General features: G+C 49.2%; 6 protein-coding genes. 4 read left to right on the top strand and 2 right to left on the bottom strand.

Going from position 1 to position 8,584, the window contains the following annotated elements:
* The first annotated feature begins 280 nt into the window (after positions 1 to 280).
* Positions 281 to 1,801, top strand: a complete 1,521-nt coding sequence (locus tag ACFPXP_RS12600) for a DHA2 family efflux MFS transporter permease subunit (protein ID WP_379894589.1) — start codon at positions 281 to 283, stop codon at positions 1,799 to 1,801.
* A gap of 104 nt (positions 1,802 to 1,905) precedes the next feature.
* Here the strand turns inward: ACFPXP_RS12600 and ACFPXP_RS12595 are convergent, their stop codons facing one another.
* Positions 1,906 to 3,018 carry a metallophosphoesterase gene (locus ACFPXP_RS12595; protein ID WP_379894588.1) on the bottom strand — a complete coding sequence of 371 codons (1,113 nt, stop codon included), beginning with the start codon at positions 3,016 to 3,018 and terminating at the stop codon, positions 1,906 to 1,908.
* A 262-nt stretch (positions 3,019 to 3,280) separates the two neighbouring features.
* On the opposite strand from ACFPXP_RS12595, the gene ACFPXP_RS12590 reads away from it, so the two are divergent.
* From ACFPXP_RS12590 to ACFPXP_RS12580, 3 genes are read left to right on the top strand one after another with little or no spacing between them, the layout of a single operon-like run.
* On the top strand, positions 3,281 to 4,420 hold the full coding sequence (locus ACFPXP_RS12590; RefSeq protein ID WP_379894592.1) for a DUF418 domain-containing protein: 1,140 nt from the start codon (positions 3,281 to 3,283) through the stop codon (positions 4,418 to 4,420).
* A 19-nt stretch (positions 4,421 to 4,439) separates the two neighbouring features.
* Positions 4,440 to 5,561, top strand: a complete 1,122-nt coding sequence (locus tag ACFPXP_RS12585; RefSeq protein ID WP_379894587.1) for a sensor histidine kinase — start codon at positions 4,440 to 4,442, stop codon at positions 5,559 to 5,561.
* Positions 5,558 to 6,163, top strand: a complete 606-nt coding sequence (locus ACFPXP_RS12580) for a response regulator transcription factor (RefSeq protein WP_379894586.1) — start codon at positions 5,558 to 5,560, stop codon at positions 6,161 to 6,163. The genes ACFPXP_RS12585 and ACFPXP_RS12580 overlap by 4 nt, the downstream gene beginning before the upstream one ends.
* Positions 6,164 to 6,427: 264 nt before the next feature.
* On the opposite strand, the gene ACFPXP_RS12575 is transcribed toward ACFPXP_RS12580, so the two are convergent.
* Entirely contained in the window at positions 6,428 to 8,494 is a 2,067-nt protein-coding gene (locus tag ACFPXP_RS12575) for a glycosyl hydrolase 115 family protein (protein WP_379894585.1), read from the bottom strand.
* Positions 8,495 to 8,584 lie beyond the last annotated feature (90 nt).

Genomic DNA, 8,584 nt, shown 5'->3' with positions numbered 1-8,584 from the left:
TTCACCAGAAATTCTGCAGGTCTGCCCATTTCTGCAATTCAAGTCAGCAAAGCTGAAAAAGCTGTTCTACTAAGCCTAGAATTCTGCTGCGTAATTCCCAAAAACGGAATTATGCAAAATGCTTAATTATTAAACGACGATATGAATGGTTATGTAAAATAAATTACATTTTTGATTAATTTGTTGTTTGCCAATAACGGTGTACATCGTTTAATCTAATTTATACTATGTTGATTATAATACACAGTGTAAATTAAGTCTAGACAAAGAGAAAGAAAGGATGGGAGTACTTTTGAGCAATACGAGTAAAGAGTTTGACAGTGGGTCCGTCAAAAAAGGGCCAATTTTGTTTATCATGATTTTGGGTGCCTTCCTTGCGACGTTGAATCAGACGATCATGAGTGTCGCCACACCGGAATTAATGAACGATTTTAGCATTTCTGCTACAACCGCCCAATGGCTTACGACGGGTTACATGCTGGTGAACGGCGTTCTTATTCCAATCACGGCCTTTTTAATGCAGCGCTTTACAACTCGGGAGCTATTCCTTAGCTCCATGATCTTATTCTTAGTCGGTACGATCGTATCGGCCTTCGCGGTCAACTTCCCTGTTCTGCTGACCGGACGACTCATTCAGGCTGCTGGTGCAGGCATCATTATGCCGCTGCTCATGAACGTGATCTTAACGCTGTTCCCTCCGGATAAAAGGGGAGCTGCCATGGGAATGGTAGGGCTTGCCATTATTTTCGCACCTGCGATTGGTCCTACGCTGGCCGGCTATATCTTAGAAAATTTCGCATGGGAAACGATGTTTTACGGTATGATTCCATTCGCTGTGATCGTTATCGGCTTAGGTTTTATATATCTCAGAAATGTATCGGAGCGAGTTTATGCCAAAGTAGATGTGACCAGTGTCATCTTGTCTACGATTGGATTCGGTGCTTTACTATACGGCTTCAGCAGCGCAGGAAGCGCAGGATGGCTGAGTCCCGAGGTACTCGCTACAATTATCACGGGTGCCCTTGCTCTCGCTCTCTTCACGTGGCGGCAGCTCGTTTCCAACAATCCTTTGCTTGATCTGAGAGCCTTTAAATACTCGATGTTTTCATTGACCACGATTATCAATATTGCGGTAACCATGGTCATGTATGCAGATATGATGCTGCTTCCGCTGTACCTTCAAAATGCCCGGGGCTTCTCTGCGTTGGAATCTGGACTGCTCATGATGCCGGGAGCGCTGCTGATGGGTCTCTTGATGCCTGTTACCGGAAAACTATTCGATCGTTTCGGCGCGAAATGGCTTGCCGTGATTGGTACGGCCATTATGATCGTCTCCACTTTCAGCTTCATTAACTTAACCGACTCGACCAGCTTCACCTATTTGGTGGTGATGTCTACTGTGCGCCGGATCGGCATGGCGATGCTGCTCATGCCAATTCAGACCGCCGGATTAAACCAACTGCCTTCCAAGCTGAATGCTCACGGTACAGCGATATCCAATACCGTTAGGCAGGTTGCCGGAGCTGTCGGTACATCCCTGCTTGTCTCCGTCATGGCCAATCGTACAGAAATTCATTTGGAAGAAGCTATGACTGAAGGCGGTGCAGCTTCCATGACGCAAACAATGATCACGGACGCGTCCATCCAAGGCATTAATGATGCCTACCTTCTCATTATTGGTTTCTCGGTGATCGGGCTCGTGCTTTCCTTCTTCATTAAACGAATGGATCAAGCTGAGAAGAAGGAAGCCGAAGTGCAGCACAGCAAGGCCCAAATGAGGCGAGAAAGCACCGAAAGTTAAACTGAAAACAATAAAACAATCCTCATAACCCATCAATGAAGCCGCTGGCTAAGGAATTCCCTTATGCAGCGGCTTTATTTTGTGGAGATTTTCATCTGACAAACTCAACTCGTTGTTTCACCAAAAGTAACATCGATTTTCACCAGCTCCGAACGGCTGCCGATCCTTATCGGCGGTCCCCAGAATCCATATCCAGACGTCACAATGGAATGAAGCTGTTCCTTCTGCAAATATCCCCAATCATTCTCATACATCGCATCCGTGATTAGATTACCGGGGAACACTTGACCGCGGTGCGTGTGGCCGGAGACCATCAAATCAATGCCCTGCTCTTGTGCAATGTCGAGATCGTAGGGCTGATGGTCCAGCAAAATAACAGGCTTCGAAAGATCTATCCCATCCATCAATGGAGCGAGCTCTTCCCTGCCGTCATCGCTGTGGTCTCTTCGTCCTACAAGGGTCAACGAATCTGCTACCACTACGGATTCATCGTATAGGACATGCATATTGCTGTTTTCCAACACAGCAATCATGTCCTCGGTCGGACCGTCGTAACGGTCATGATTGCCAAGAGATGCGTAGACGCCATAGGTGGATTCAATTTGTGAAAGTACTTCGTCGATTCCTTGATCGACATAAGGACGAATATCGTCATCGAAAACATCGCCAGGGAACAGTATAAGATCCGCATCCAGCTTATTAATCTCTTCCACTAAACGCTCAGCATGATCGCGTCCGGACAAAAGTCCGAAATGCATGTCTGCAGCCATCACAACGGTCAGGGACGAGACGGAGGGCACGTCTTTTTCAATGTGAATTTCATATGTACGGAGAACAGGATTGTAAGCATTATAAATTCCGTAAGTAAGGAAGGATACTAACAGCAATAAAACAACGGCACCGGACCATGCTTGTACACGTTGATGCGGCAGCCTAGTAAACCGCAGCAATCTTACAGTAATCTGCGCTAACGGCACCAAGATGAGCAGCAAATAAAAGACGGCCATCCAATACGCGCCGATGACGCCTAAGAATGCCTGATCCGTAAATTGACCTAAGAAAAACGAGCTCGCTACTATTGCTAAAACGATACTATAAATCCATTTGAAGCGTTTGGACGAAGCCTTTGGTCCGAGCCAGCGATAACTGCTCCGGCCAATATAAAACACCAATGCGGCATACAATACCAAGAAAACAAGTGCTATTACAATAAACAAGTGGATCATCTGCCTTCTCGTCAGTTTAATCGAAAACACTCTAGACAATATCAAATTGTAAAGAAGCCGATCGTAAGCGTCAAATAAGTCAAACAACTAATACGAGAATAGGGCAGCATGGTTTCATATTCGTTAGATCGATAGAAAAACTTTTAATCATATGACACGTGTCATATGATTCCGTTGACAGGTGTGAATGTTCTCCCTCTCTTTTCATCGATACAATAAAAATCAAAAAAATGAGAAAAGAGAGTGATGAATGATGGGGGAACAACGAGAACGAATCAGGTTGCTCGATATTTTACGGGGATTTGCGATTTTAGGTACGCTTGGGACGAATATATGGATCTTTGCTTATCTGGGAGATTTGTCTTACATTACGACCTATGCATATACCGAATGGCGGACGGCGAACGATCTGCTTCGGATGATCGTCCTGTTCTTGGTCAACGGGAAGCTGCTCGGTCTACTTACCATCATGTTCGGTGCAGGCATGGAATTGAAATATCGGCAGTCGAAGCGCAAAAATTTATCCTGGCCTGGCGGGTATATGTGGGTACTCTTATTTCTAGGTCTGGAGGGACTGCTTCACTTCATCTTCGTCCTGGAATATGACATCCTTATGAGCTATGCAGTGACAGGGATCATCGCGGCCTACATCGTAAAGCGCGGGGATCGCCTCATCTCGATTACGATGAAGTGGATCGGCAGTGTCGTTGCTTTCCTCATGCTGGCGGTGTTGGCACTAGGCTTACTTGGCGCGAATATGTCCTTAGGCAGCTTTGATGAGGTCGCAATTTTGTATCAAAACGGAACGTGGCTGGAGCAAGTCCAATACCGGTTGACCAACTTCCTGCCGCTCCGATCGGAAGCGATCCTTGTCATCCCATCGAACGTGTTTTTATTTTTGCTGGGCGTCCGATTGATGCGCGCAGGAGTATTCGCTCCAGGCGCACAAGGAAAAAAACATCGCCGCAAGCTGTTTCAGCTCGGTATCTATGTCGGAGTGCCGCTCAATTTGCTCATCTTTATCCCTGGCGGTGCATTCGACCTGCCCGTCCGCTATTTATTTGCTCCGATTCTATCATTGGGGTATATAGCTGTCATCGGACATTTGATACAATGGAAGAAATGCGAATGGCTTTGGAAGCTTCTTGAAAACGCAGGAAAAATGTCTTTAAGCTGTTACGTCATTCAGAATATCATCTCTGCGACTATTTTTTACGGCTGGGGGCTGGCCCTCGGTGGAAAACTGAATTCGCTGGCGATTACAGCGGTGTGGCTGTGCATTTGTTCATTCCTGCTTGTCTTTGCAACGCTTTGGCTGCTTAGGTTTAAGCTTGGTCCACTGGAGATGCTCCGCAGGAGCGCTATCGCCGTCTTCACCAGTCGTTCCCGCTAACTGGAGGCTGTTTACGTCCATGTTCGAAAAGCTGTATCCGAGCGATCAAATCAAAAATTATTTGCTGATCGATGTCATATCTATCATCTTTTTATGTTACATGGCTCTCCGCTCCAGCTCGTCACTCGGTCTGACGGGGAGCCTGTTTCTGCTGGCGCTCTTTCTTGCCGCCTTCTATTTCGCTCTATGGCATCGCGATTGGCGGCTGCTGTCTGCGGCATTAATAGGATTTTCCATACTCGCCGTTTTAGGCATCCATACCGATCCGAACGTGCTGTTCTTTGGGTTCCTGTTTGCTGACCTGCTTAGCCGAGCTCAGTCGAAATGGCATATTGGCATCGGCATGCTTGCGATTGCACTGATGTATTTAGCAGTCATTTGGCTGAGGGACGGCGATTTCTCAGCGGTCAGTCCCGTCTACCTGCCTATTATGATTATCCAAATCATGTTCCCGATGATCATGTATATGATCCATCGATCCAAGACCTTGCAGGGGCAGCTTGATTCAGCCCAGAAGAAGCTCGAGACTTATATTCAGCAGGAAGAACGGCATCGAATCGCCAGAGATCTTCATGATACGCTGGGACAGACGTTGACGATGATTAAGATCAAAAGTGAGCTGGCGGCCAAATGGGTCGATCGTGACCCGCTTCAGGCCAAGGCGGAGCTTCAAGAAATTCTTACAACGTCTAGAGTCGCCTTAAAGCAAGTGAGGGAGCTCGTGTCCGAAATGAAATTTATTCCGCTTGCCGATGAAATTGAGCGTTCTAGAGAGCTGCTGCAATCCGCCGGCATCGAGCTGGATACCCGGCATATCGGGGACCCGCCGCTGCTCGCCAGCGTGGAAGAAACGATGCTCGCTCTCTCGATTCGAGAGGCGGTAACGAATATTATTCGGCACAGCCAAGCGCGGCGATGCCAATTTACATTTCAGATCGAGGGAAATGAATATGTTGTACATATTTCAGATGACGGAGTTGGAACCGTGACCGAGCAGCCGGGCAACGGCATTCAGTCGATGCGGGAGAGAATGCAGACGCTTCATGGAACATTGAAGGTCACCTTCTCGCCTGACGGCGGAACGACTGTCATGATGCGTCTCCCGCTCCGTCAGCAAGGAAAGGAGCTGCTTACTTCATGATTCGAGTCGTCATTGCAGAGGATCAGCAAATGATTCGCAGCGCGTTTGCGTCTTTGCTTAAATTCGAAACCGACATCGAGATGGCAGCGGAGGTATCAGATGGTCGGCAGGCTTGGGAGGCCATCCAAAAGCTGCAGCCAGACGTATGCGTGCTGGACATCGAAATGCCTTATCTCAGCGGCCTTGAGCTGGCCGAAACCATTCGAAGAGACGGCTTGCCCTGCAAATTGATCATCGTCACGACATTTGCCCGCCCCGGTTATTTGCAAAAAGCGATGGAAGCCCGCGTGAACGGCTATTTATTAAAGGACGAGCCCATCGATGTACTGATTGATTCCATCCGAAAGGTCATGCGAGGGGAGCAGGTCATCAGCGCAGATTTGGCGCCCACCCTCTTCATGAAGGAGGAAAATCCATTAAGCGAGAGAGAAGCTGAAATGCTGCGCCTGACCAAAACCGGCATGACAACGGACGAAATCAGCAAGGCTCTCTTCTTGACGAAAGGCACCGTGCGGAACTATTTGTCCTCCGCCATTCAGAAGCTGGAAGCCGAATCACGGCAGCAAGCCGTCCAGATCGCAGAGGAAAAAGGCTGGATTTGATTGATACACGGGTGACCCTTGCAATATGACGTATTATCTTATCGATTGTCCTGCTATTTGGTCTCATATCTGGCTCCGGTTGCTCTCGCTCCTCCACCAGATATGAGACCCTGTTTATGACCCTCTTTGGAATATATGAAATACGGCCGTCTAGGACATGCAATCCATGTCCTAGACGGCCGTATGAATAGCATATCATCCTAACTAGATTCGCTCGCTTTAAGTCAAACACCATCCCGATGAAATGACCCCGATCATGACAGTCTACTCGCCAAAATAATCCGCAAGTCTTCTTGCCAGTTCGTCGTCCGAGAGCGGATTACGGTGTGTGTTCTCTAAGTAAATATATTTCTCCGTTTCCGGCATTAAAAATTGTTTGTACCAAAGGAAGAAATCCGGACTGTCGCCATGCATGCGAAGCCAGCGGCGAAGCGTGTCCATATTGTGGACGGTGCTCTGGATATTCGTGAGCCAGTCGGCTCTATAGAAGTGCAGCCATTTTCCGTGCTCTGCCTGCTTCAGTGCAGTAAGGCCCTTTCCGTAACTCCACATCGCTTGAGATGCGTAAACGAAGGCCAGCGGATAATTTCCCTCCCTGTAAGCGCTGTAAGATCGCCCCAGCTTCTCGAATCCCTCGCAGCCGCTTAAATGCAGCTCTACGTGCAGCTGCAAATGATCCCTCAGTCGAAGACGGTCCGGCTCAGGCAATGCCGGAAGCAGTTCCTCGATTCGCGCCAGCAGTTCACGCCAACCGGTTACAGCATCGGCGCATTTCCTCCGAAACCACTCGACCTGTGCAGGAAAATCCACTTTCCCGGTGGCCCAAAATAATCGGCTTAGCGGCCGATCCGATTTCCCCTGCAGCCAATGCCCAACGATTTTGCGAGCGGGATGATGATAAAATTCATCCCCCGCCCGATCGTCTTCATTCGGGCCATAAACAATCGTTCGGCGCGCATAGTCGCGATACAGGTCTGCAATCTGTTCCGCCCTTCCCGAAGGAAACATCCGTCCGACAAACGATTGAAGATGCTCCTTGTCATCCGCTTCTCCCCGCATCCACAGCTCGCGAAGCAAATCCAGTGTATAGATATGCGGCCGGATGTTGCCGCAATTGACAAGCACATACTCCTTCGCACCTGCCCGAAACGCCCCCTCAACCTCATCTCGGATGAGCCGGGCCGGAGATGGGAACAAAGCCAGATGGTTGGAGGCTTGCAGATCGTGAAATGTCACATGATAATAAATGCCATGCTTGCCTTCATCTTGCGGATCAGGCAATGCGGGAATACGAAAGTTCTCATTGCCGTTGCGGCGTGACACCATTTTGCCGTATCCGTTGTCCGCCCAAATCTTAATGATATCGTCCGGTATATGGATATGTCCCGCCTTATACAATTCTGAGATCTCCCCGTATAAAGCCACGCTGCACCTCGGATTGGCCACCTTCGCCTGGACCATCTCATATTGCTTACGTACTACGCGGCTGATCATCTCACCTCGTTTCTCAGGCGTGTCAAAAGCAGGATCCTGTGCCCAGAACGGCTGGTCGCCTTGACCTCGGAAGGAGAGAACCCAGACAATGCTGCGATCCTTCTGCTTCTCAATCGCTTCCTCCCATAATGCTTCGAACCGTTCCGGGTTCTCCTGATAGCTTGCTTTCATGCCCGGATAAGCGCGCAGGAACATCTCTGCGCCCAGCGGCTCCGCATGATGATGCGTAACCCATAACCCCATTTCCGAGGCTAGGTCCGCATGGATCCCGTGTTTCGGTAGATCGGTGCCGGGGATCACCATATTTCCTCCGCAGCGCAGCAGCGCCTCGAAGACCGGCTCCCATACCTCTCGGGTCGGAGGGTATTCCTCCTTCCATCCGATGAGACACACCTCGTCGTTGACGAACCAGCCGCGAAAGCGCACGTACGGCTCCGGCGCATCGTAATCTATCATAAGGATCTCAACATGGCTTCGCGGTTCCGGAGGAAGGTCCGCCCAGAACCAGAAAGGATCGACACCAAGATACTTCCTGCTGTACTCGAGCATGCCATAGACTAGGCCAAGCTCGTCATTCGCAGCAATATGAAGCTCTTTTTTTCCGCCGTCTTTGACAAAACGGAAGCAGAACGCCTCTGGATGCCACGGGCACCGGTCATCAGGCACCGCGAATCGGATCACGACATCCGCGTGCTCCAATTCGCCCATGACGACGGTCGGTACTGCTCCGAAAACCTGTGCATGGTCTCTTTTTATCATGTCCCATGCATGGCGGACAGGTGATGAGGGGTGTTTAGGAATGCGGTAAGTCGTATTCCGTTGGATAATGAATGCCACTACGAATCTCCTCCCTGCTGAACATACTTGCCGATGATGCTATCTTCAACCGTGATAGCGGGTCAAAAGGTTCATTTCTGCAAAACGAGT

It is taken from the genome of Marinicrinis lubricantis (assembly GCF_042658665.1).
In the GTDB taxonomy this organism is placed as follows: Bacteria; Bacillota; Bacilli; order Paenibacillales; family KCTC-33676; genus Marinicrinis; species Marinicrinis lubricantis.
This window is presented reverse-complemented; position numbering and strand designations above follow the sequence as displayed.